The 23,391-nt window shown below is 68.4% G+C and carries 17 protein-coding genes; 4 read left to right on the forward strand and 13 right to left on the reverse strand.

What is annotated here, in order from left to right:
* Positions 1-25 precede the first annotated feature (25 nt).
* From ACZLIF_RS15885 to pilG, 4 genes are read right to left on the reverse strand one after another with little or no spacing between them, the layout of a single operon-like run.
* Entirely contained in the window at positions 26-2,062 is a 2,037-nt protein-coding gene (locus tag ACZLIF_RS15885) for a methyl-accepting chemotaxis protein (protein WP_053518921.1), read from the reverse strand.
* 41 nt (positions 2,063-2,103) lie between these two features.
* The gene (locus ACZLIF_RS15890; protein ID WP_053518924.1) at positions 2,104-2,634 is read right to left on the reverse strand and encodes a chemotaxis protein CheW; all 531 of its coding nucleotides are present in this window, start codon (positions 2,632-2,634) and stop codon (positions 2,104-2,106) included.
* The gene (locus tag ACZLIF_RS15895) at positions 2,634-2,996 is read right to left on the reverse strand and encodes a response regulator (RefSeq protein WP_053518925.1); all 363 of its coding nucleotides are present in this window, start codon (positions 2,994-2,996) and stop codon (positions 2,634-2,636) included. The genes ACZLIF_RS15890 and ACZLIF_RS15895 overlap by 1 nt, the downstream gene beginning before the upstream one ends.
* 18 nt (positions 2,997-3,014) lie before the next feature.
* Positions 3,015-3,416, reverse strand: a complete 402-nt coding sequence (gene pilG / locus ACZLIF_RS15900; protein WP_005418455.1) for a twitching motility response regulator PilG — start codon at positions 3,414-3,416, stop codon at positions 3,015-3,017.
* Between the two features lie 241 nt (positions 3,417-3,657).
* Here pilG and gshB point away from each other — a divergent pair, with 241 nt between their 5' ends.
* Positions 3,658-4,605: a glutathione synthase gene (gene gshB / locus ACZLIF_RS15905; protein WP_053518927.1), complete on the forward strand. Its 948-nt coding sequence runs from the start codon at positions 3,658-3,660 to the stop codon at positions 4,603-4,605.
* A complete protein-coding gene (locus ACZLIF_RS15910; RefSeq protein WP_053518928.1) occupies positions 4,605-5,489 on the forward strand; it encodes an energy transducer TonB in 885 nt (294 codons plus the stop codon). Before gshB ends, ACZLIF_RS15910 begins: the two co-directional genes overlap by 1 nt.
* Before the next feature lie 143 nt (positions 5,490-5,632).
* Here the strand turns inward: ACZLIF_RS15910 and tsaB are convergent, their stop codons facing one another.
* The 8 genes from tsaB to ACZLIF_RS15950 all read right to left on the reverse strand — a co-directional run bounded on the left by tsaB (position 5,633) and on the right by ACZLIF_RS15950 (position 17,413).
* Complete coding sequence (tsaB, locus tag ACZLIF_RS15915; protein ID WP_128989735.1) at positions 5,633-6,346, reverse strand: tRNA (adenosine(37)-N6)-threonylcarbamoyltransferase complex dimerization subunit type 1 TsaB; 714 nt, start codon at positions 6,344-6,346, stop codon at positions 5,633-5,635.
* A gap of 9 nt (positions 6,347-6,355) precedes the next feature.
* On the reverse strand, positions 6,356-8,398 hold the full coding sequence (locus ACZLIF_RS15920) for a DNA repair helicase YoaA (RefSeq protein WP_128989733.1): 2,043 nt from the start codon (positions 8,396-8,398) through the stop codon (positions 6,356-6,358).
* A gap of 201 nt (positions 8,399-8,599) precedes the next feature.
* On the reverse strand, positions 8,600-9,139 hold the full coding sequence (locus ACZLIF_RS15925) for a hypothetical protein (protein ID WP_128989731.1): 540 nt from the start codon (positions 9,137-9,139) through the stop codon (positions 8,600-8,602).
* Complete coding sequence (gene mrcB, locus ACZLIF_RS15930) at positions 9,136-11,577, reverse strand: penicillin-binding protein 1B (protein WP_065174782.1); 2,442 nt, start codon at positions 11,575-11,577, stop codon at positions 9,136-9,138. The genes ACZLIF_RS15925 and mrcB overlap by 4 nt, the downstream gene beginning before the upstream one ends.
* Before the next feature lie 75 nt (positions 11,578-11,652).
* A complete protein-coding gene (locus tag ACZLIF_RS15935; RefSeq protein ID WP_074899585.1) occupies positions 11,653-12,597 on the reverse strand; it encodes a glycosyltransferase family 2 protein in 945 nt (314 codons plus the stop codon).
* Positions 12,594-13,586, reverse strand: coding sequence for a glycosyltransferase family 2 protein (locus ACZLIF_RS15940; protein ID WP_128989729.1), 993 nt, complete (start codon positions 13,584-13,586; stop codon positions 12,594-12,596). Before ACZLIF_RS15940 ends, ACZLIF_RS15935 begins: the two co-directional genes overlap by 4 nt.
* Positions 13,587-13,654: 68 nt before the next feature.
* A complete protein-coding gene (locus ACZLIF_RS15945) occupies positions 13,655-15,226 on the reverse strand; it encodes a hypothetical protein (protein WP_128989727.1) in 1,572 nt (523 codons plus the stop codon).
* Positions 15,227-15,256: 30 nt separating this feature from the next.
* Positions 15,257-17,413, reverse strand: a complete 2,157-nt coding sequence (locus ACZLIF_RS15950) for a bifunctional (p)ppGpp synthetase/guanosine-3',5'-bis(diphosphate) 3'-pyrophosphohydrolase (protein ID WP_164972393.1) — start codon at positions 17,411-17,413, stop codon at positions 15,257-15,259.
* A gap of 129 nt (positions 17,414-17,542) precedes the next feature.
* On the opposite strand from ACZLIF_RS15950, the gene ACZLIF_RS15955 reads away from it, so the two are divergent.
* Positions 17,543-18,079, forward strand: coding sequence for a hypothetical protein (locus tag ACZLIF_RS15955; protein ID WP_128989723.1), 537 nt, complete (start codon positions 17,543-17,545; stop codon positions 18,077-18,079).
* 46 nt (positions 18,080-18,125) lie between these two features.
* Here the strand turns inward: ACZLIF_RS15955 and hrpA are convergent, their stop codons facing one another.
* A complete protein-coding gene (hrpA, locus tag ACZLIF_RS15960; RefSeq protein WP_478462103.1) occupies positions 18,126-22,208 on the reverse strand; it encodes an ATP-dependent RNA helicase HrpA in 4,083 nt (1,360 codons plus the stop codon).
* 87 nt (positions 22,209-22,295) lie between these two features.
* Here hrpA and ACZLIF_RS15965 point away from each other — a divergent pair, with 87 nt between their 5' ends.
* On the forward strand, positions 22,296-22,844 hold the full coding sequence (locus tag ACZLIF_RS15965) for a Dps family protein (RefSeq protein ID WP_053518946.1): 549 nt from the start codon (positions 22,296-22,298) through the stop codon (positions 22,842-22,844).
* Positions 22,845-23,391: the final 547 nt, after the last annotated feature.

Genomic DNA, 23,391 nt, shown 5'->3' on the forward strand with positions numbered 1-23,391 from the left:
TTCCTTGCTCTTCGCCCTGCCCGCGTCACGCCGGCAGCTTGAAGTCGGCGACCGAACGACGCAGGTCGGCAGCCAGCTGCGCGAGGTGGCCGATCGACTCCGCGGTCTGTCCGGCACCCTGTGAGGTCTGGCCGGTGATCTGGCGGATCACGCCCATCGTGCGGGTGATGTCCGACGCGGCTGCGGACTGCTGCTGGGCCGCGATGGAGATGTTCTTGATGAGGGTGTTCAGTGCATTGGACACGCGCTCGATCTCGGTCAGTGCCGTACCGGCGTCTTCGGCCAGACGTGCACCGGACACCACTTCGGCGGTGGTCTGTTCCATCGAGGTGACGGCCTCGTTGGTGTCGGCCTGGATGGCCTGCACCAGGTTCTCGATACGGCGCGTGGCGCCCGATGTGCGCTCTGCCAGGCGCTGCACTTCGTCGGCCACGACCGCGAAGCCGCGGCCCGCTTCGCCCGCCGACGCGGCCTGCACCGCTGCATTCAATGCCAGGATGTTGGTCTGTTCGGAAATGTCGTTGATCAGTTCCACGATCGAGCCGATCTCCTGCGACGACTCACCCAGGCGCTTGATGCGCTTGGAAGTTTCCTGGATCTGGTCGCGGATCTGGTCCATGCCCTGGATGGTCTCGCGGACCACGCCGGCACCCTCGGCGGCAATCACCACCGAGCGCTGTGCCACGTCGGCCGATTCGGCCGAGTTGCGCGAAACCTGCTCGATGCTCGCTGCGATTTCGCCGATGCGGTCCGAGGCCGAGGTGATCTGGTTGGCCTGGTGGCCGGCTGCTTCTGCCAGCTGCATGGCCGTCGCCTGGGTTTCCTGGGTGGACAGCGCGACCTTGGCCGAGGTGTCGTTGATGGTCGTCACCAGGTGGCGCAGCTCGTCGACGGCGTAGTTGATCGCGTCGGCGATGGCGCCGGTCATGTCCTCGGTCACCGACGCCTTGACGGTCAGGTCGCCCTCGCCCAGCGAGGAGATTTCGTCCAGCAGGCGCATGATCGCCTGCTGGTTGCGGCTGTTGAACTCCACCTGGGTCTGGTAGCGCAGCTCCTGCTCACGCGAGCGGCTGCGCACGTTGGTGGAGACGAAACCGATGATCGCGATCAGCGACAGCGCACCGGACGCTACACCGATCCAGAAGTTCGGGAACAGGCGGGTATCGGACACCGAGCCGAACGAAGAGAAGGCTTCGAACAGCTTGCGGCTGTCATCCAGCATGTGCGCCGAGCCCTGGCCCAGCGCGGTGGCCGCCGACTGCGCGGCGAACAGCTGGCGCGAGCTGGCCAGGATCGCATCGGCATCGGCCTTCATCGCCTGCCACTGGGTGTGCGACTGCTCCAGCGCGGCCACGGCGGCCGGGCCACGCACTGCGGTGATGCCCAGTTCCTCGTTGCCGTTGCGCAGGCCGTCGAGCACCTGCGAGAACACGGTGATGTCACGCGCCAGTGCGTCGCCCGCGGCGGCCGCCGAAGAGCCGCCCGCACGCATTTCGGTGACCCGTCGGGCCATCGAGCCGGCCACCACGACCTGCTGCAGCGCGCTGTATACCTGCGCGGCCGGTGCACCCGAAGCCGACATCGCGCGCACCACCTCGTTCAGCTGCGCCTGCAGCCCCGGCACCGCGCCAGTGAAGTTGTTGGCATTGCCGGCCAGGGCCAGCACCGCCGGCTCGCTGGCGACCAGCTGCCCGGCCTGCTTGCCCAGCGGCGCCCAGGTTTCACCCAGCGTCGAGATCGCCCGCGACACGCCCGGTTCCTTGCCGTAGCGCCCCTGCAGCGTCGAGACATTCTGTTCGATCGCGTTGCGGGTGGCCTTGAAGGCAGTGAACGCCTGGGCATTGCCGCCCACCGCGTCACGCCCCTGGTTGGCCAGCTGCTGCGACAGCACCTGCAGGTCCGCGGCCTTGGAACCGGCATCGGCCAGGCGGCTGCCCTGCCAGGTCGCCACGCCGGTATTGACGCCGAACAGGATCATCGATGCCAGCAGCAGGGCCAGCCAGAGGTTGCTGCCGCCCAGCCGAAGCTTGCCGGTCTTGGTGGCGTCCGAAGCAGTACTCATCGTTCAACCTCGATCTTCAGTGCAGGGGGCGATGCCCGGCCTCAGGCCGCGGCTTGCCGGAATTCAGGAGTGCGCGACAGCAGCGAGAGCGAGAACACGCCCCAGTCCTGGCCGTCAGCATGGAAACCGCGCTCGACGAAGTGCCCGTAACGACCCTCGGCCAGGCTGCCGGCCTCGATCTGCTGGTCGGCTTCGAAGCTGCGCTGGCCGAACAGTTCGTCGATGGTCAGTGCGACGTCACCGCCGGCCTGGCGCATGATCAGCACGCGCTGCCCTTCCTGCTGCACGGTGCGTGTGCCTTCCAGGAAGTACTTCAGGTCGACCACCGGGAACAGGTTGCCGCGCAGGTTGCCCACGCCCAGCAGCCAGGGCTGCGCGCAGGGCACGGGCGTGACCGGCGGCATCGGCACGATCTCCACCACTTCGCGGAAATCGGACACCAGCCGGCGCTGGCCGACGCGGTAGCCGACGCCTCGCCACAGGTCCTGGACGAATTGCCGGCCCGGCAGCTGCACCGCATGGGCCAGGCTGCGCCGTTCGTAGGCTTCGAGAATGTCGAAAGGCGAGCGCATCAGGCCACCAGTTCGTTGATCCGCGCGATCAGTTCATCCTCGCGCGGCGGCTTGACGATGTAGTCGGCCGCACCCTGGCGCAGCCCCCACGCCTTGTCGGTCTCCATCGCCTTGGTACTGACGATGATGACCGGGATGTGCCGGGTCGCGGCGTCGCGGGCCATCGCCCGGGTGGCCTGGAAACCGCTCATGCCCGGCAGGACCACGTCCATCAGCACCAGCTGCGGCACCTGGTCGCGGACAAGCTGCAGGCCATCCTCGGCGTTGTCCGCTTCCAGCACCTCGTGGCCGGCACGGCGCAGCCACTGGGTGAACACCGCGCGGTCGGTCGGTGAATCCTCGATCAGGACGATACGAGCCATTGTGCCTTTCCCCCCTGGTCAGGCGTTGACGTATGTGCGGATGGCACCCAGCAGTTCTTCGCGCGTAAAAGGCTTGGTCAGGTACTGCTCCGACCCGACGATGCGCCCCCGCGCCTTGTCGAACAGGCCATCCTTGGACGACAGCATGATCACCGGGGTCGCCTTGAACAGCTGGTTTCCCTTGATCAGCGCGCAGGTCTGATAGCCATCCAGACGCGGCATCATGATGTCGACGAAGATGATCTGCGGTTGCTGGTCGGCAATCTTCGCCAGCGCTTCAAAGCCGTCGGTGGCGGTGACCACCTCGCAGCCTTCGCGCTTGAGCAGCGTTTCCGCAGTCCTGCGGATGGTCTTCGAATCATCGATGACCATCACCCGGAGTCCTGCGAGTTCCCCGCCCGCAGTCGTGTTTTCAGTCATTGCCTATCCCCAAGCGCACGGCCCGGTCTCAGGCGGGGGCCGCTACGAAAGCGTATCTATATCGCACTTTCCGCGCCCGCTTCAAGGCCGGCCCATCACGCGGGCCGTGCTACCGGGCTGAACGTGACGGGGTTCGCATACGGTGCGCGGCCCGGCGGACGGACGCAGCGTTGCATTGCGGCAGGGAGGCGCACGGCGGGCGTTGCCGCTACCATCAACGCCTTGCCTGACAGGTGCGCCCATGCCGTTGAACGTCATCGTGGTGATGGACCCCATCGCCCACATCAAGATCGCCAAGGACACCACCTTCGCCATGCTGCTGGAAGCCCAGCGCCGCGGCCATGCCCTGCACTACGTGCGGCCGGGCGGACTGGCCCTGGAAGGTGGCGTGGCGGTGGCCCAGACCGCCCCGCTGCGGGTCCGCGACGACCCCGCCGGCTGGTACGAGCTGGGCGGGTTCAGCCGGACCGAGTTCGGTCCCGGCCAGATCGTGCTGATGCGCAAGGATCCGCCGGTCGATGCCGAATACGTCTACGACACCCAGGTGCTGGACGTGGCCGCTGCGGCCGGCGCCTGCGTGGTCAACAATCCGCAGGGCCTGCGCGACTACAACGAGAAACTGGCCGCGCTGCTGTTCCCGCAGTGCTGTCCGCCGACCCTGGTCAGCCGCGACGCCAAGGCCTTGAAGGCCTTCGCACTGGAACATGGGCAGGCCGTGCTGAAGCCCCTGGATGGCATGGGAGGGCGCTCGATCTTCCGCAGCGGCCAGGGCGACCCGAACCTGAACGTGATTCTGGAAACGTTGACCGATGGCGGACGCAGGCTGGCGCTGGCACAGAAGTTCATCCCGGACATCAGTGCTGGCGACAAGCGCATCCTGCTGATTGACGGCGAGCCGGTCGACTACTGCCTGGCGCGCATTCCGCAGGGCGACGAGTTCCGCGGCAACCTGGCCGCTGGCGGGCGCGGCGAAGGCCGTCCGCTGAGCGAGCGCGACCGCTGGATCGCCGCGCAGGTGGGACCGGAAATGAAGCGCCGCGGCATGCGCTTCGTTGGCCTGGATGTGATCGGCGACTACCTGACCGAAGTCAACGTCACCAGCCCCACCTGCGTGCGCGAACTGGACGCGCAGTACGGCCTGAACATCGCCGGCACGCTGTTCGACGCGCTCGAGGCCGGCCTGCGCTGATGCCCGCCGCACCCGCCGTCCTGCCACCGCCGCCGCGCGAAGCGCAGCGGCTGGGTGCCACCCTCACCCTGTCGGTGCTGGTCCACGTCCTGCTGATCCTGGGGGTGGGTTTCGCCGTGAAGGGCGAGGCCCCACTGGTGCCCACGCTGGAAGTGATCTTCAGCCAGACCCGCACCGCGCTGACGCCGAAGCAGGCGGACTTCCTGGCCGCCGCCAGCCAGGAAGGCGGCGGTGACCACGACCGCGCGCAGCGTCCGCGCGACAACCAGGCCGGGATCGTGCCGCAGGCCCAGGCCGGGGTCAGCCCGGTGCCACAGCAGCAGCAATCCGCAGCGCCCGTGCCACCGCCGCAGGCCCGGGTGGTCAGCAGCCGCAATGGCCAGGACACGGTGGCACGTGCGCAGGCCCAGCCAACGCCACTGGAACCGGTGCCGGACGCACCGATGACCGCACGCGAGCAGCGCGATGCGGAGATGGCGCGGCTGGCGGCCGAGGTCCACCTGCGCTCGGCGCAGTACGCCAAGCGACCGAACCGCAAATTCGTCTCGGCCAGCACGCGCGAGTATGCCTATGCCAATTACCTGCGCGCCTGGGTCGACCGCGCCGAGCAGGTGGGCAACCTGAACTATCCGGACGAGGCACGGCAACGCCGTCTCGGCGGCCAGGTGGTCATCAGCGTTGGCGTGCGTCGCGATGGCAGTGTGGAAAGCAGCCGCATCCTGCGTTCAAGCGGAACACCGCTGCTGGATGAGGCCGCGCTGCGGGTGGTGACGCTGGCACAGCCGTTCCCGCCGCTGCCGCGTACCGAGGACGGAATCGACATCCTGCAGGTCACCCGCACGTGGGTGTTCCTGCCCGGCGGCGAACTGCGCGACGACCGGTAGGGGGTGTTGCCCGGGCCTGCGGCCCGGGACCCGCTGAAGGCAACGGCAACGGCAACGTCAACAGCAAAAGCGGCGGTCAGTGTAGTGACGCCTGGCGGGGCGGTGCCGGGCGGTGGGGACGCCGCAGGTACGTCTGTGCAGGCTCAGCCGTTGGCCTTCGCCTTGGCCTCGCGCGCGGCCTGCTGCTCGACCAGGGTCAAGGCCACGTTGTCGCGCAGGTAGGCCGGTTCCACCCTCTCCGGCGCGATGCCCTCGCCACGTGCCAAGGCCAGCACCGCCAACGCCAGCACGTCCGATGCCCGCGGCAGCGCCGCGGCGTCGAACCCCCGCAGGCCCGCCCCCAGCTGCGTGACCAGCGCGCCCTCGGCCGCACCGAATCCCGTGCCGACACCGAACACCGACAGATCGTCCGGCAACGCTACTGCGGCCGGTGCGCACACCCGCTCTGCATCGCACGGCATCGGCAGGCCGTCCACGCGCTCGAAACGCGCGACGTAGAGTTCGCCCATCCGTGCATCGATCGCCGACAGGATCTGCCTTTCTTCTGCCGGCGCACGCAGCGCCAGCACCTGCAGGGTCGATACCGGCAGCAGCGGACGGTCCAACGCCAGTGCGATGCCCTGGGCAAGGGCGATCGCCAGGCGCACCCCGGTGAAGGCACCCGGACCACGACTGAGTGCGATGCCATCGAGCTGGCGGCGGCTGATACCGGCCTCGGCCAGCAGCGCGTCGGCCCACGGCAGGCTCAGCTCGGCATGCCGACGCGGGGCGATCTCGAAGCGTTCCAGGACCTGCCCGTCTACGTGCAGGGCAACGGAACAGGCTTCGGTGGCGGTTTCAAAGGCGAGCAGTTTCATCGGGTCGGATCAGAACAGGGGGAACGTGCCACCCGGGGCGGGGTACGTGGCCGCCACAGGGGCGTCCGGCGCTCCAGCATCGGTCGCGGGGTGCCATTGTGGCGCAAAGAAGGACTGCACATCGGCCAGACTGCGGGTCCGGCGGAAAGGTGGCAGCGAATCGAGGAAGATCCGGCCATAGCCACGGTTGAGCAGCCGCGGGTCGCACAGCACCAGCACGCCGCGATCGCTCTCACTGCGGATCAGCCGGCCGACGCCCTGCTTCAGCGCGATCACGGCCTGCGGCAGCTGCTCGTCGCGGAATGGATTGCCCCCCTGGCTGCGGATCGCCTCCAGCCGCGCCTCGTAGACCGGATCGTCCGGCGCGGCAAAGGGCAGCTTGTCGATCACCACGACGCTCAATGCTTCGCCGACCACGTCCACCCCTTCGCGGAAACTGGCCGAGCCCAGCAGCACGCCGTTGCCGGAATCGCGGAACTGCTGCAGCAAGGTGGCGCGTGGCGCCTCGCCCTGCACGAACAGCGGCCACGGCCCATCGCGCAGCGCCTCAGCCGCTTCGCGCAGGGCCCGGTGCGAGGCGAACAGCAGGAATGCACGGCCCTGCGAGGCCTGCAGCACCGGCCGCAGGACCTGGATGAGCGAGGTGCCGAACCCCCGCGCGGCAGGATCGGGCAGGCCTTCGGGCAGGTAGCACAGTGCCTGCTCGGGCCAGTTGAATGGACTGGACTGGACCAGTGTCTGCGGATCATCCAGGCCGAGCCGGCGGGCGATGTGATCGAAGCCACCACCGACGGTCAGCGTCGCCGACGTGAAAATCCATGCGGCACGACTGCGCTCGCGATGCTCACGCAGCGGACCGGACACATCCATCGGCGTGCGCTGGCAGCGGAATCCGCGCGGGGTAAGCTCGTACCAGAGCACATCGGCGCTCGCCGCCTGCGCAGGGTCGGCATCGAAATCAAGCGCCGGTTCGTCATCGCCCAGCCAGCGCCCCAGACGCGATACCGCCTCGCGCGCACGTGCGTGGCAGGCATCGAGGCCTGCGGCGGCTTCGCGCAGCGGCTGCAGCGCCTGCTCCAGATTCACCAGACCGGTCATCACCGCATCAAAGCCATCGCGCACCTGCGGCATCGCCAGTGCGCGCCACTGCGTGCCACGGGATGGCAGGCCATCCATTGCCGAGCGCAGCGCACGCAGTGCCTCCTGCAGATGATCGACCGGCGCCTGCAGCGCTGACTGTGCGCCACCGACACCGCGCGCCTCGGCCAGACAGTCCCGGCCCAGCTCCTGCCAGGGTCGCATGCCGAAGCCCTCACCGAAGAACTGCGCTGCCAGTTCAGGCAACTGGTGCGCCTCATCGATGACGAAGGCCTGTGCGCCCGGCAGCAGCTCTCCGAAGCCCTCCTGCTTCAGCGCAAGATCGGCCAGCAGAAGATGATGGTTGACCACCACCACGTCCGCAGCCTGAGCGCGTTGCCGCGCGCGCACCACGAAGCAGTCATCCCAGAACGGACACTCGGTGCCCAGGCAGTTGTCGACGGTGGAGGTAACCATCGGCAGCAAGGGTGAGTCATCGGCCAGGCCTTCCAGTTCCGCGATGTCGCCATGTTCGGAACGACCGGACCAGGCCAGGATGCGCTGGAACTGCGCCGCCTGCTCCGGGCTGGAGAAGCGTGGCTCGCCACGCGCCTGCTGCAGGCGGTAACGGCACAGGTAATTGCTACGCCCCTTCAGCAGCGCGCTGCGCAGGCCGACCCCCAGTGCCTGGCGCACGCGTGGCAGGTCGCGATGGTAGAGCTGGTCCTGCAGTGCACGGGTACCGGTGGAAATGATCGTACGCAGGCCGGACAGCAGCACCGGCACCAGGTAGGCGAAGGTCTTGCCGGTGCCGGTGCCGGCCTCGGCCAGCAGCAGGTCGCGCTGCTGCAGCGCATCGGCGATGGCCTCGGTCAGGCGCAGCTGTGCCGGACGCGGGACGAAGGCATCCAGGTGCGAGGCAAGCGCGCCGCCTGCGCTGAGTGCTTCGCGGCTGGCGTGGACAAGGTCGGACATCAGACGGAAAGGATACCGGGCCGGGCGCTGCCCGGCACCCGTTTGTAGCGTCGAGCTTGCTCGACTGAACTGGAAGGGGTCAGAGCCGTTTCCTTTCGGAAAACGGCTCTGACCCCATCGCGAGCGCGCGACCGGCTTCTGATCTTTCTGTTCTCGCCTGCGGCCCGCGCGGCGTGTGACGCGCCCGATGGAGGGAATACCTCAGTACCGCTTGATCCCCGGTACCGTGCACCCTTCCAGCTGTGCATGCGCCGACACCGCGTTCTCCTTCTCCCCGCGCGCCAGCCGTGACTGCTCGATCGTCGCCCAGTGGCGCCGGCACAGCGGCCCGGTCTTCGACCCCAGATCGATGGCCTTGCGCGCGAACGTCTCCGCCTCCGACCACTTGCCCTGCAGCAGGGCGATTTCGGCCCGCTCCTGCAGCACTGCGGGGTCTGCGGCGACGATCTGCAGCGCCTGGTCCAGGCTGGCGGCGGCGGCCGGCAGATCGTTGGCCTGGCGCTGCGTCAGCGCGGTCTGGCGCAGATCCTCAACCTGTGGATCGCGCAGCGGCTGCACCGACAGTTCCTTGTCATCCGGTCCCGCCGCCGCTTCGACCGCAGCCAGGCGCTGCACCGGCGTGGTGGTAGCGGCGACCGGCCTGACCACCGGCGGCGCGCTGCTGACACAGGCGGCCAGCACCACAGTGAGGCCGGCCAGGGTGAGCGGATGCAGGAAAGTTCGAAGCGTCATCGGATTCATCGACTCGGAGGAGGAGTGGTCGCCGCCGGCGCGGCTGCGGGTTCTTCCGCCGGTTCCGGCTTGCGATCCAGGCCGAACCAGCTGCGCCAGCCACCGCCTTCGCTGCCGGCGCCGTCCTGGGCTTCGGGCGAAACCGCCGGCGCGCAGGGCGCATATGCCGGCGCATAGCCGACCACGAACGGGAAGCGCCGCGCGCCCGGACAGCCCTCATCGGTACTGTTGGTGCCGCTGGCGGCGATCGGCTGCCAGTCCAGCCCCTTGTTGCTGACCCGCAGCGGCGCGCTCGGCAGGCGCTGGAAGATGCCCGACCACACGCGCATCGCACCGGTGGCGCCATACAGCCCGGCCTGCTCGTTCTGGTCGTTGCCCATCCAGATCACCGCCAGGTGGTCGCCGGTGTAGCCGGCATACCAGCTGTCGCGGCCATCATTGGTGGTACCGGTCTTGCCGGCCGGCTGCAGGCGGCCCAGGCCGTCTGCGTTGAGGCGCTGCGCGGTGCCGCTGGCAACCACCTGCTGCAGGCCGATGCTGATCAGGTTGGCCGCGATCGAATCGCCTTCCTGTGCCGGCGCAGGCGACTTGTCATAGCGCTTGAGCAGCTTGCCCTGCGGATCAAGCACGCCACGCACCGCGTGCAACGGCTGGATCTCGCCGCCCGAGGCCAGGAACTGGTACAGCTGCGCCATCGCATACGGGCTCTGGTCGGTCGAGCCGAGAATCACGGCCGGATTCGGTTCGGCCTTGATGCCGGCCAGCACGTGGATCAGCTGGGTCACACGCTCTGGACCGACCTGCATGCCGACCCGCACCGTGGCCTGGTTGTAGGAATTGGCCAGCGCATCGATCAGCCGCACGGTGCCATGGCTGCGGTTGTCCGCATTGCCCGGGCTCCAGTTGCGGCCACGGCTCAACTGGACGGTCACCGGCGAATCGTCAACCCAGCTCGCCAGCGAGTAGCGGTCTGGCTGGGCCAGCGCCAGCAGGTACACGAACGGCTTGAGCAGCGAGCCGACCGGTCGCTGCGCCTCGATGGCGCGGTTGAAGCCGACCTCGGAGACCTCGCGGCTGCCGATCACTGCCAGCACGTCGCCGTTATGCACATCGGTCAGCACCATGCCGGCCTGCAGCTCGGGACGGCGCTTGCTCTCCAGCGACTTGATGGTACGGGTCACAGCGCCTTCGGCGTAGGCCTGCGCGGACGGCGACATGCCGGTCATGACGCTCAGGCCCGCGCCCTGCAGTGCGGACTCGGGATAATCGTGGCCGAGCTGGCGACGGACCAGATCGACATAGGCCGGGAAGCGGTTGGCGGCGACCAGGCCCGGTGTCTTCGGCACCCCCAGCGGAGCCTTCAGCGCCCGCTGGTATTCGGCATCGTCGATCAGCGCCGCTTCGCGCAGCTTGCCCAGCACGAAGTTGCGACGATCCAGCGCGCGTTCCGGGTTGCGTCGCGGGTCGTAGTAGGACGGGCCCTTGACCAGGCCGATCAACAGCGCGATGTGCTCGGTTTCCAGCGACGACAGGTCGCGGCCGAACCAGAATTCGGCGCCGGAGGACATGCCATGGATCGCCTGGCTGCCGCGCTGGCCCAGGTACACCTGGTTCAGATACGCCTCGAAAATGGTGCGCTTGTCGTAACGCGCTTCCATGATCAACGCATACAGCACTTCATTGAACTTGCGGGTGAGGGTCTGCTCCTTGCCGATGCCGAGCAGGCCGCTGCGGGCCAGCTGCTGGGTCAGCGTGGACGCACCCTGCCGGCTCTGCCCGCCGGAACGGACGGTCACCCAGACCGCACGGGCGATGCCCGACAGGTCGATGCCGTGATGGCGGTTGAAGTCCTTGTCCTCCACCGCCTGCAGGCCGGTCACCAGCAGGTCCGGCGCCTCGTCCATGCGGATCAGGCGACGCTCTTCCTGCTTCTGGCCGTACAGCGTGGCGATGCGTGCCGGATCCAGGCGGGCGGCCTTGAGCGCCTTGCGGCTGTCGGCATCGCGCAGCGACGCGACGGTGCCGCCAGCGAGCGACAGCTCGACGCGACGCGCGGCCACCCGGCCATCGACGTCGGCGTAGCCACGGCTGGCAATGACGAAGCGGCCCCCCTTCACGGCGTAGGTAGCCGGCTCCCTGCCTTCGCCGTCATCGCGGTAGGCGGACGCGGCCAGTTCGGTCTTCAGGGTCGCCGCATCCATCGCCTTGCCGGGCGTCAGCACCAGCGGGCGGGCGTAGACACGGGTCGGGATCTGCCAGCGCAGCTCTCCGAAACGCTGGGTCACCTGCTGGTTGAGGTACAGCGTGTACGGGATCAGGAAACCCAGTCCCAGTGCGACCGCTGCCATGCTCCAGGTGATCAGCCTGCGTCGCCAGGGCGAGCTGCCGCCCTCCTGGTCGTCGTCGTCGAAATCGTCGTGGTCGTCGGAATCGTAGCGTCGGGGCACGGGAAAAGCATGGCAGGGGCGTCAGCGGAGTCTACCCCAGCCCTTTCCCCAAGACAGGTTCGATCGGTCGTCCGTTCAGCGATGGCCCGGCGGCAGCGGACCGGCCCGGCCGCGGATGCCGTCCCACAGCCCCTTCAACATGAACCGCAACCGAATCCAGCGCGGCGCCAGGAACAGCCCGTTGCCCACCAGCTTCAGCAGCAGGCGTGGCACGTCCTGCGCGATCCAGACCCGCGGCGTATAGGCGCGCCCGTAGAGCAGCACGCGGTTGCGCATGATGAAATACAGGCGGAACGGCTTGTGCACGATCACGCCGTCCGGCTTCGCCCGCGACGGCAGCAGTTCCTCGCCGATGCTGTGGCTCATCTGCGCATCGCAGATTCCGTACAGCGCGTGGCCACTGCGTTTGGCGCGGAAGCACCAGTCCATGTCCAGGTTGTCGATGAACAGGCTTTCGTCCATCGCACCGATGTCACGCAGCGCCGACATCGGCACCAGCGATCCGGACGTGATGAGGAAGTCGCAGGAGATGCGCTGGCCCGGGCCGCCACGCAGCTTGTGGTTGAAGGGGAAGCCGAAGCGGACGAACGGGGCCAGCATGCCGCTACGTGCGTCGCGGAACTGCGGCCCCACCGCGGCGATCCGCTCATTGCCTGCCAGCTCGACCAGCGCGGTGCCCAGCACGTCGACCATGCCTGGCTCCAGCACGCTGTCCTGGTCCATCAGCAGCACGTAGTCGAACCCCAACGACTGCGCCTGCTCGTACGACCGGTTCAGCGCACTGCCGAGCCCGACGTTGTGCGGCGAAGCCAGCAGGCTGATGCCGGGCGCCGCGCCCAGCAGCGCTTGCACATCCACGCCACGGCTGCCGTTGTCGAACACCACCAGATGCCCGACCTGCTGCAGCACGCTGTCGACCACCCGCCGCAGCAGCTCCGGATCGGGGCCATAGGTGACGATCACGGCGCAGACGCGGTGCGCGTCGAAGGCAGCACGGGCTGCCGGCATCTGCGAAGTCATTGGATTCCCTGCACGAGGTCGCTGGCTGCCGAACGCAGTCCATTGGAAAAACGATGATAGCGGCCACTGCCCAGCTCACGGGCGATGTGCAGCATGCGGGACGGCAGCCGGGCTGGCGCGCAGGCCCGCGCCTCGGCATGGCGCAGACGCTGGTCCAGTGTCGCCAACTGTGCAGCATCCAGTGCCGGCCGGCCCAGCCGCGCCTGCTCCTGCAACGAGCGCAGGCGGGCCAACGCCGCCGCGAGGTAGGTGCGGCGCGCGGAACCACTGCCCACGGCCCGCTCCAGCAGCCCGCGCTGGCGCGCGCCCACCTGGTTGTCGCCATGCTGCCGGTAGTCGGTGGTGATCGCTTCGATGCAGTCCAGTCCACCGCTTGCCGCCGCCACCAGCGCCAGCCATTCGTCGTGGATCCAGCCCTTGGCCACCGGCAGCGCCTGCGTGATCAGGCCACGCCGCAGCGCGGTCACGGCGCCGGTCACCAGATTGCGGCCCATCAGCAGCTCGAAGCCTTCACCTCGGTGTTCCCGGTCCAGGTCGCGGCGGCTGATCGACAGCGCCTGGAACAGGGTCGCCGGCAGCGGCCGGCCCTGCGCATCGACCAGCCGTGCATCGCTGTGCAGCAGTTGTACCGTGGGCCGCGCGGCGAACGCCTGCAGGAAGGTGGCGACCTTGTCCGCATGCCACACATCGTCCTGGTCGCACAGGAAGACGATGTCGCCGCTGCAGGCCGACAACGCGGTTTCGAAATTGCGCACGTAACCGACGTTCTGCTCCTGCTGCCGCAGCACCACCTCGATGCCGGCCGCACGCAGCGCTTCAGCCTCGTGCAGGAGCACGGCCCACGTACCATCGGCAGAAGCATCGTCGACCACCACCACCTGTGTCGGCAGTACGCTCTGCGCGGCGATGCTGCGCAGTTGGGCGGCGACATGGCGCTCACCCTGCCAGGTACACAAGGCAACGGAGACGGTGGGTGCGACGCTGGACATGTTCTGGGGAGCGGCCGGAGCGGCTGGACTATACCCGACTGGCACCACCGGCACGAATGGTCGTCGCATCAGCGCGGCTGCGGCTCGCCACCTGCGCGCCGCAGCCGCTCCTCGAATGGCGGCAGTTCGGCCAGATCCGGTTGCAGCTGCCGCGCCTGCTCGGCGGCGTGCGCGGCAAATGCCAGATCGCCACTGCCCAGCCGTTCGCTGCCGATCGCCAGCCAGCGCTGGGCCAGGCGCAGCCGTGCGGTCGGCAACCCGGCGTCGGTCGGCGCCAGCGTCTGCCACGCCTGCAGACAGGCGCCGGCGGCCTGCACCCGGTTCTGGCGCAGGTTGTCGTCGAAGCACTGGCGGCTGGCCGGCAGCAGCCGCGCGGCAGCCGCTTTCACGCGGGTGTCGCGTGGGGCCAGCGACTGCGCTTCGCGCAGCGCATCGAAGGCACTGTGCCCGGGGGGGCTGATCCATTGCCCTGCACGCTCGGCGCGTTCGATCCGCCGCAGGTGATCACGCAGCTGTCGCTCACGCTGGCTGTTGCTGATCGACGGCTGCTGCAGGGCCTGCTGCGCCTGCCGTGCACGCTGCAGGCGCTGCTCGAGCTGCTGCCTGGCCGCTGCCGAGGCACCCAGCGACGCTGCCAATGCGGCATCGCGCTGTGCCGCCTCGAACTGGAAGTCATCGGCCCGCTTCTGGCTGCGTGCGAGGACCGCCTGCAGTGTCTGCTCCCGGCCGCGCTGGGCACTGGGATCGTCGGCCGCCACCGCCAGGACCGCCTGGAAGCCCGCCGCCGCCGCTTCCAGCTGCTGTCGTTTCAACGCACGCTGCGCCCGCCGCAATCGCTGATCCATCGCCTGCGCCAATGCTTCCTGGCTGGCCGGCAGGTCGGCGTGCCCGGCATCGAACTGACGTGCCCGCTGCACCACCGCGGCCGCGTCGGCCAGATCACCTCGCGCGGCCAGGGCACGCGCCTGCTGCAGCAGGTCACTCAGTGCATCCTCGCGACCTTCCAGCGCCGATAGGTTGTCCGGCTGCAGGGCCAGAATGCGCTGGAACATCGGCAGGGCGCTGCTGTCGCCGTCATCCAGGCGCCCGGCGGCGAGTGCGTTGCGCGCCTGCGCAAGCATCGCGCCAATCCCTGCCCCGGCCGTGCGACGTGCCCGCAGCTGGCGCGCCAGCGCATCGGTCTGGCTCTGCGGCACCTGCAGCTCGCGTGCCAGCGCCAAGGCCTGCGCACTGGCGTCCAGATCCCCGGCCTGCAGCCGGTCCTGCGCCTGCTGCAACGCAGCGGCACCGGTCCGTGCCAGGCCCTCGCGCGCCTGCGGGCGATCGCCGTCGAGCGCAAGCGCGGCCTGGTAGCGCTCGCGCGCACCACTGCCATCGGTGGCGGTCAGCCGTCCCGCCGCCAGCGCACGATCACCTTCGGCCAGCAGCTGTTCGATCTGCGGTTCGTCCCAGAACCAGTCCGCCAGCGGCTTGCGCAGCAGCACCAGCAGCACGAACACCGCCATCGCCGCCACCAGCGCCCAGCGCCAGACCCGGCGCGCATGCCGCGCCTGCAGCCACCACCAACGGCCTTCACGGCGGACGCGGTCCAGCGCAGGATGTTCGGCGCCGTTAGGGCGATGCGGAGGCTCGCGTTCCATGCGTGCAGGGTAGCCGGGGTGGCGTGAAGCTCAGCCGAGGCGACGTGCCTCGCTGACACCGGGCAAGGCATCGAGCTTGCCCAGCAGCGTCGACAGCTGTCCGTAATCGCTCACCTTCAGCCGCAGGCGCAGGTGGGCGCGGCCGCTGTTGCGCACGTTGTCGCTGTGGATGTCGAGCACGTAGGCGTCTTCCTGGGCGATTAGGTTGGTGATGTCCTTCAGCAGCCAGCGGCGATCGACCGCATCGACCACCACGTCCACTTCGTAACCGCCGCCCGCCTGCCCCCATTCCACCGGCAGGATGCGTTGCGGGCTGGCCGCGGCAAGGCGGGCCAGCGCTGCACAGTCTGCGCGATGCACCGTGACACCCCGGCTACGGGTCAGGTAGCCGACGATGGGTTCGCCCGCCACCGGCTGACAGCAGCGTGCCAGCTGCACCAGCAGGTTGCCCACGCCCTGTACGGTGAACTTGGACTTGCCCAGGTTCTCGCGCCGTGCGGTCGGGCGTGGCAGGGTCGGCGGCGGCGCTGGCTGGCCGGCCGCACGTTCGGCCTCCAGCAGCGCGCGGCTGATCTGGTTGGGGCCGGTATCGCCCAGCGCCACCTGGATGTACAGGTCGTCGACGCTGTCGGCATGGAACTTCTTCGCCGCGGCCGCCAGATCCGAATGCTGCAGCCCGAGCCGCTTGAGCTCGCGCTCCAGCAGTTCGCGGCCGGCCTGCACGTTGCGCGCGCGGTCAAGCTTGTGGAACCAGCTTCGTACCTTCTCGCGCGAGCGGTTGCTGGCCAGGAAGCCGTTCGCCGGTATCAGCCAGTCGCGGCGCGGATCGGCCTCCTTGCCGGTAAGGATCTCCACCCGGTCGCCGCTGCGCAGGCGGTAGGTCAACGGCACGATGCGGCCGTTCACCTTGGCGCCGCGGCAGCGGTGTCCCACCATGGTGTGCACCTGGTAGGCGAAGTCCAGCGGCGTGGCCCCCTGCGGCAGATCCAGCACTTCGTCCTTCGGGCTCAGCGCATAGACGCGGTCCTCGGTGAGCTCCGCATCCAGTGCCCCGGCCAGTTCATTGCCCTGCCCGTCCTGCGCCTGCTCCAGCAGCTGGCGCATCCAGGTGATCTTGCGGTCGAAGGCCTTTTCGGCGCCCTTGCCACCTTCCTTGTACTTCCAGTGCGCAGCCACGCCCAGTTCGGCCTGCGCATGCATCTCGTGGGTGCGGATCTGCACTTCGATGGTGCGCCCTTCCGGGCCGACGACGGCGGTGTGCAGCGAACGGTAGTCGTTGGCCTTGGGTCGGGCGATGTAATCATCGAACTCGCTCGGCACCGGCGCCCACAGCGCGTGCACCACGCCCAGCACGGCGTAGCAGGCCGCGACGTCGTCGACCATCACCCGCACCGCACGGATGTCATACAGCTGGTCGAACGCCAGCCGCTTCTTCTGCATCTTCCGCCAGATGCTGTAGATGTGCTTCGGCCGCCCGCTGACCTCGGCCTTGATGCCCTGGGCCGACAGTTCGCGCGAGAGTACCTTCTTGACGTTCTCGACGTAACGCTCGCGGGCGATGCGCGTTTCATCCACCTCGCGGGCGATGCGCCGGTAGGTGTCCGGCTCCAGATGGCGGAACGCCAGGTCTTCCAGCTCCCACTTCAGCTGCCAGATGCCCAGGCGGTTGGCCAGCGGGGCATGGATGTCGCGGGTCAGCTGGGCCAGCGCGCGGCGCTGCTCCTCCTCCAGCCTGTCGGCCGCGCGCATGCGCGCCAGCTGCCGCGCCAGCAGGATCGGCACCACCCGCAGGTCGCGGATGATCGCCAGCAGCAGCCGGCGCAGGCCCTCACTGTTGCGTCCGGCCTCGCGACCGGCGTGCAGCGCCCATACCGGGTCGGCCGCGTCCTGACCGTCGAGCAGGCCGATCACCGCCGCCCGGTGGCTGCCAAGCGGCAACTGCTCCAGGTGGGCGCGCAGGCCGGGCAGGTCGAACAGCAGGGCCGCGACCACCGCGCCTTCGTCCGCCGAGAGCATTGACAGGGCATCGAGGGTGTCGCCCAGCACCGACCAGCTGGCGCGCATCTGCGTGTCAGTCCCGGCAGCTTCCCAGTACTCGCGCAGGGCCTGGCGCAGCGGAGCGGGCAGCACCGCTGCCGAGGGACGGTTCAACAAGGCATCCAGGCCGGGGACGGAAGCGCGGTTCACAGCATCGAGCAGGCAAGACAGAGGCCCCTACACTAGCGCCGGCACCGTTCAGGGACAATCGCCGCCGCTGCATCGCCGGGCATGAGCACATGCCGCTACACTCGCGGGCAAACCCCGGAGAGACCTGTCATGCCTTCCATTGTCCTGCGCGCCCGTCCACGGCTGCTGGCCTGTGCCGCCGTGCTGTTGTCCCTGTCCGCGCCCGCCCTGGCGCAGCGCGTGGTGGAGGGCGATCTGCAGCAGCAGATGTCACCGGCCGAGTTCAAGGCCGCCGGCCTGGACAAGCTCAGCGCCGCCGAACTGGCCTCGCTCAACCGCTGGCTGCAGGGCAAGGTCGAAGCCGCTGCCACCGAGGCGGTTGCCGCCGTGCGCGAGGAAGCGCGCGAGGAGGGGCGACAGGAAGTGATCCGCAAGAACCGTGGCTTCTTCGACTTCGGCAGCAAGGAGCCGATCACCGGTGTGCTGCAGGGCGAGTTCCGCGGCTTCGGCAAGGGCCGCGTCTATTCGCTGGACAACGGCCAGCAATGGGAGCAGACCGACGCGACGTCAATTTCCGGTGTCCGCAGGCAATCACCCAAGGTCAGCATCACCCCGGGCATGTTGGGTGTGTGGTACCTGAAGGTCGAGGGCGTCAATACCCAGCCCAAGGTCCGTCGCACCAAGTAACGCGCGACCCGTCCGAATGCAGCCGGGCACTGCCCGGCTGCACGCTTCATGCCTGGCGCAGTGCCGCCACCCGCTGCGCCAGCTTCTTGGCCGAGATGCCGGTGCGCGCCCCCAGTTCCTGGGCGAACAGCGAAACCCGCAGCTCCTCCAGATCCCAGCGCAGCGCCTGCCACTGTGGCCGCTCGCGCAGGCCCTGCTGTTCACCGGCAGCCAGCGCCTCCAGGAACGGATGCAGTTCCAGCATGCGCGCCTGGTCACGTGGCGGGTCGCGCTTGGCACGTTCGGTGCGAAGGATCATCGCCTTCAGGTAACGGGGATACTGGGCCAGCGCATCAGCCGGTGTGTCGCGCAGGAAGCCGGGGTGGATCAGTCCCGCCAGCTGCGCTTCCATGTCGTCCAGGTTGCCCCGTGCCCAGCCCATCAACGGCGCTTCCAGCATCGGCTTCAGTTCCGCCACCAGCGCCAGGATGGTCTCGGCCAGCTTCAGCCGCGACATCGCCTCGCCGAACAGGGCCTTGGCTGCATGCTCGCGGCGCTGTTCGAAGGCCGCCGCATCGCGGATGTCTTCCAGTCCTTCGGCCAGCACGGCGTTCATCGCCGCATCCACCAGATCGCCTCGCAGGCGCTCCTGCGATTCGATCGCCGCATACAACAGGCCCGTCTTGGCACCGACCGGCAGCTGCTTGCGGGCCTGCTTGACCTTGTCGGCCAGGGCGATCTCCAGCAGGCGGCGCACGCCCAGTGGGTGGGCCTCCTCGGCCTGCTGGCGGTCGGCGAAGATGCGCAGGGCCACACTGTCACCCTCGTCCAGCAGCGCTGGATAGGCGGGCACGCCCGCCTCACCGGGTACCTGCAGTGGAATCGGCGCAGCCGGGAAGGTACGCAGCCCATCGGCCGCCATCTCGCGACCGGCACGCGCGGCAAAGGCATCACCGGCTCGGCCGCCGAATCGCGCCCGCAACGCGTCGAGGTCACGTGAGGTGGCCAGCACCTTGCCCTGCTCATCGCGCAGGCGCAGATTCATGTGCAGATGCGGCTCGATGGAATCCGGCTCGAAATCAGTCGCCGCGACTGGGGCGCCGGTCGCGCGCGACAGGAAGCGTGCCAGTTCGCCGGTGATCGCATCGGCACTGGCATTGGGGAACGCCTCATGGAACGCACGGCCGAAATCCGGGGCCGGCACATAATTGCGGCGCATCGCCTTGGGCAGGCTGCGGATCAGCGCTGCCGCCTTGTCGGCGACGAAGCCTGGCGCCAGCCAGCCCAACTGCACTGGATCGAGCGCGTTGAGCAGGTGCAGCGGCACCTCCAGGGTGACACCATCATCTTCGGCACCCGGCTCGAAACGGTAGTGCAGCGGCAGCCTTGCCTGGCCCAGCGGCAGATACTTCGGATAACGCTCCTGTTCGCTGCCTTCGCCCGGCAGCAGGTCCGCCAGCGTCCAGTGCAGCCCCTTGCGCTGTGCGGGCGGCAGTTCCTTCCACCACGCGTCCAGGCCGGATGCCGAATGGATGTGGGGGGGAACCCGGTCCAGATACCAGCGCGCCTGCCAGTTTTCATCGGCAACGATGCCAGCCCGGCGCAGCTTCGCTTCTTCCTCGCGCGCCACCTCCAGCACCTTCTGGTTGTCTGCCACGAAACTGGCGCGGGTGTTGATCTCGCCGGTCACCAGCGCCTGCCGCACGAAGATGTCGTGTGCCTCGCCGGGTGCGATGCGTCCATAATGCACCGGCTTCTTCGGCGCCAGCACCAGACCGAACAGGCTGATCTGTTCCGATGCCAGCACCTGGCCCTGCGCACGCGACCAATGCGGGTCGAAGTGCTTGCGCAGAAGCAGGTGCGGCAGCTCGGCAATCACCCAGTCCGGCTCGATCGCCGCCAGGGTCATGCCCCACACCTTCTGCGTGTCGAGCAGGTTGGCCACCAGCAACCAGGGGGGTGGCCGCTTGGACAGCACGGAACCGGGGAACGGCAGGAAGCGGCGCTGGCGCGGCGCGAGGAAATCCCCCTTCTCGGTGCGATGGCCGATCTGCGTAGGCAGGCCCGCCACCAGTGCACGATGCAGCGTCTGATAGGCCGAAGCGCGCACGCGTTCACTGAAGCCGCCGCCGGCAGGCGCCTGCTCTTTCTGCGCCCGTGCCGCCACCGGCGCCGGCACGGCGTCTGCCTTGCCCTCGCGGGCCAGACGGGCAGCGCGGTGCAGCTGGCCCCGCGTGGCTTTCACCGCTGCCGCGTCATCACGTGCGGCCGCCGGCGCACTGCTGCCCGCCAGCAACGGTGCCATCGATGCTTCCACGGGCTCTTCCTTCCAGCCCAGCTCCTCGCACAGCAGGCGTAGTTGGCGATGCAGCTCGCGCCACTCGCGCATGCGCAGGAATCCAAGGAAATGCCGCCCGCACCAGTCGCGCAGCTTGGACTGGGTCAGGTCTTCATGGGCCTGCCGGTAGGCATCCCACAGGCGCAGCACGCCGACAAACTCGGAGCGGCCGTCGGCGAACTGGGCATGCGCCGTGTCGGCGGCCCCCCGTGCCTCGGCCGGTCGCTCGCGCGGGTCCTGGATGCCCAGGAACGAGGCGATCACCAGCATCGGCCGCAGGCAGCCGGCCGCCTGTGCCGCCACCAGCATGCGTGCCAGCTTCACATCCACCGGCAGGCGCGCCATCTGCTTGCCGATCGCGGTCATGCGCCGCTCGCTGTCGATCGCGCCCAGCTCGGTCAGCTGCTGCCAGCCATCGGCCACCGCACGTTCGTCCGGTGCTTCCAGGAAAGGAAAATCCTCGATGCGGCCCAGACCCAACTGCAGCATGCGCAGGATCACCCCGGCCAGGCTGGAGCGGCGGATCTCCGGATCGGTGAACTCCGGCCGGGCCTGGAAATCGGCCTCCGCATACAGGCGGTAGCAGATGCCCTCGGCGATACGGCCGCAGCGGCCCTTGCGCTGGTTGGCGCTGGCCTGCGAGATCGGCTCGATGTGCAAGCGGTCAAGCTTGTTGCGCGGGCTGTAACGCTTGACGCGGGCGAAGCCCGGATCGACCACATAACGGATACGCGGCACCGTCAGCGAGGTCTCGGCCACGTTGGTGGCCAGCACGATGCGCCGGTTCGGCCCGGGGTTGAACACCCGGTCCTGGTCCTGGTTGGACAGCCGCGCATACAACGGCAGCACCTCGGTATTGCGGTACCGGCGTCGCTCCAGCGACTGGTGGGCGTCGCGGATCTCACGTTCACCCGGCAGGAAGATCAGCACATCGCCCCGCGCGTCCAGGCGCGTGATCTCGTCGATCGCCGATACGATCGCATCGTTGACGGTGCGTTCGCCCTCCTGCTCGCCCTCGCCTTCCAGCGCGCGGTAGCGCACCTCGACCGGATAGGTACGGCCCTCCACGCTGATCACCGGCGCGTCGTCGAAATGCTGGGCGAAACGGTCGGTGTCGATGGTGGCCGAGGTGACGATCAGTTTCAGGTCCGGCCGCTTGCGCAGCAGCTGCTTCAGATAGCCGAGCAGGAAGTCGATGTTGAGGCTGCGTTCATGCGCTTCATCGACGATGATCGTGTCGTAGTTCGACAGCCAGCGGTCGCTGGCGATCTCCGCCAGCAGGATGCCGTCGGTCATGAACTTGATGCGGCTGTCCTCGCTGACCTTGTCGTTGAAGCGCACCTGGTAGCCGACCAGCTGGCCCAGTTCGCTCTGCAGCTCCTGTGCCACGCGGCTGGCCACGGCGCGTGCGGCGATCCGGCGCGGCTGGGTGCAACCGATCATGCCGGCCTGGCCACGGCCGGCGGCCAGGCACAGCTTGGGCAGCTGGGTGGTCTTGCCCGAGCCCGTTTCGCCCGCGATCACCACCACCTGGTGATCCCGGATCAGCGCGATGATGGCATCGGCTTCACGCGCAATCGGCAGCTGGGGGTCCAGAGTAATGGCTGGTTGCTGCTGCGCCCGTATCTGCCGGCGCTGCACCGACGCCTGCAAGGCCTGCTCGAAGGTAGCAGCCAGTGCCGCATCCTGTGGCTTGGCCTGGCAACGCGAGAGCATCCCCAGCAATCGGCCCCGGTCGCGGCTCATTGCGCCGTCGATGGCGGCGCGCTGTTGGCGCAGGCGGGACTGCGGCATTTTGTCGATAGCGTTCATCAATCGGTTCGTTTAAAACTTTGAAAGCAAACAGTCGTCAAGACTGATTTATTGTGAAGACCAACGATTCCACAAAGGAGGAACCCCATGGCGAAGACCAAGAGCCCGACCAAGGCCAAGACCGGCAAGCAGAAGCTTGCCGCTGCGGCGCCGTCGGCCCCCAATATCGATATCGGGATCACCCAGGGCGACCGCAAGAAGATCGCCGACGGTCTGTCGCGCTTCCAGGCTGACGCGTTCACGCTCTACCTGAAGACGCACAACTTCCACTGGAACGTGACCGGGTCGATGTTCAACTCGCTGCACACCATGTTTGAAACACAGTACACCGAGCAATGGGCGGCCCTGGACGATGTGGCCGAGCGCATCCGCGCGCTGGGCTTCAATGCCCCGGGCTCCTACCGGGAGTTCGCTGCGCTGACCTCGATCGCCGAGGAGCCGGGCCTGACCGACAGTGCGGACTGGCGGGAAATGGTACGCCAGTTGGTGGTCGCCAACGAAGCGGTCTGCCGTACGGCGCGTGAAGTGCTGGAGGTGGCGGCCAAGGGCGATGATGCCCCGACCGAGGATCTGATGACCCAGCGCCTGCAGACCCACGAGAAGTATGCGTGGATGCTGCGCTCCCTGCTCCAGTAAGGGTTGGGGGGTGTTCGGCAGGGCTGCGCCCTGCACCCGCAGAAGCAACTGCAACGGCAACGGCCGGAGCAAAAGCGGGTTTCCTGTGGGTTGGCGGGGTGGGTCCGGTTGCGGGGGACGCCGCAAGTACGTCCCTGTAGGCTCGGTCGCGCCATCCATGGCGCTCACGCCCCCGCAACCGGACCCACCCCGCCTTCGACAGATCTCCACGAGCTGTCAGGACATGCCTTGGGGTCGGATCCGTTTTCCGCAGGAAAACGGATCCGACCCCATTCTGTTTGTCGATATCTGACAGATTTCATCCACGCAGGGCGTGGATGGCCCCACCGTCACCGGGAAACTGTCGAAGGTGGGGCGGTGTCGGAGTGCGGGGTGTCAGCCGCATGGATGCGGCTGCCAAGCCTACACGGACGTACTTGCGGCGTCCCCGCACTCCGACACCGCCCCACCAGACCGCGGATCAGCCCAGAGCCGGCTGTTGCCTTTGACGTTGCACTGGCTTGCAGCAGGTGCAGGGCGCAGCCCTGCCGAACCCCTACCCCTCCCT

It is taken from the genome of Stenotrophomonas sp. 2201_Sma, from assembly GCF_056486685.1.

What these genes read in the sequence shown, in the direction of transcription:
- ACZLIF_RS15910 (WP_053518928.1), top strand. Translation starts at nt 4,605, where the DNA reads ATGCCCGCCGCACCCGCCGTCCTGCCACCGCCGCCGCGCGAAGCGCAG.
- gshB (WP_053518927.1), top strand. Translation starts at nt 3,658, where the DNA reads ATGCCGTTGAACGTCATCGTGGTGATGGACCCCATCGCCCACATCAAG.
- ACZLIF_RS15920 (WP_128989733.1), bottom strand. Translation starts at nt 8,398, where the DNA reads ATGTCCGACCTTGTCCACGCCAGCCGCGAAGCACTCAGCGCAGGCGGC.
- ACZLIF_RS15890 (WP_053518924.1), bottom strand. Translation starts at nt 2,634, where the DNA reads ATGCGCTCGCCTTTCGACATTCTCGAAGCCTACGAACGGCGCAGCCTG.
- ACZLIF_RS15945 (WP_128989727.1), bottom strand. Translation starts at nt 15,226, where the DNA reads ATGGAACGCGAGCCTCCGCATCGCCCTAACGGCGCCGAACATCCTGCG.
- pilG (WP_005418455.1), bottom strand. Translation starts at nt 3,416, where the DNA reads ATGACTGAAAACACGACTGCGGGCGGGGAACTCGCAGGACTCCGGGTG.
- tsaB (WP_128989735.1), bottom strand. Translation starts at nt 6,346, where the DNA reads ATGAAACTGCTCGCCTTTGAAACCGCCACCGAAGCCTGTTCCGTTGCC.
- ACZLIF_RS15940 (WP_128989729.1), bottom strand. Translation starts at nt 13,586, where the DNA reads ATGTCCAGCGTCGCACCCACCGTCTCCGTTGCCTTGTGTACCTGGCAG.
- ACZLIF_RS15925 (WP_128989731.1), bottom strand. Translation starts at nt 9,139, where the DNA reads ATGAATCCGATGACGCTTCGAACTTTCCTGCATCCGCTCACCCTGGCC.
- ACZLIF_RS15895 (WP_053518925.1), bottom strand. Translation starts at nt 2,996, where the DNA reads ATGGCTCGTATCGTCCTGATCGAGGATTCACCGACCGACCGCGCGGTG.
- ACZLIF_RS15935 (WP_074899585.1), bottom strand. Translation starts at nt 12,597, where the DNA reads ATGACTTCGCAGATGCCGGCAGCCCGTGCTGCCTTCGACGCGCACCGC.
- ACZLIF_RS15965 (WP_053518946.1), top strand. Translation starts at nt 22,296, where the DNA reads ATGGCGAAGACCAAGAGCCCGACCAAGGCCAAGACCGGCAAGCAGAAG.
- hrpA (WP_478462103.1), bottom strand. Translation starts at nt 22,208, where the DNA reads ATGAACGCTATCGACAAAATGCCGCAGTCCCGCCTGCGCCAACAGCGC.
- ACZLIF_RS15885 (WP_053518921.1), bottom strand. Translation starts at nt 2,062, where the DNA reads ATGAGTACTGCTTCGGACGCCACCAAGACCGGCAAGCTTCGGCTGGGC.
- ACZLIF_RS15955 (WP_128989723.1), top strand. Translation starts at nt 17,543, where the DNA reads ATGCCTTCCATTGTCCTGCGCGCCCGTCCACGGCTGCTGGCCTGTGCC.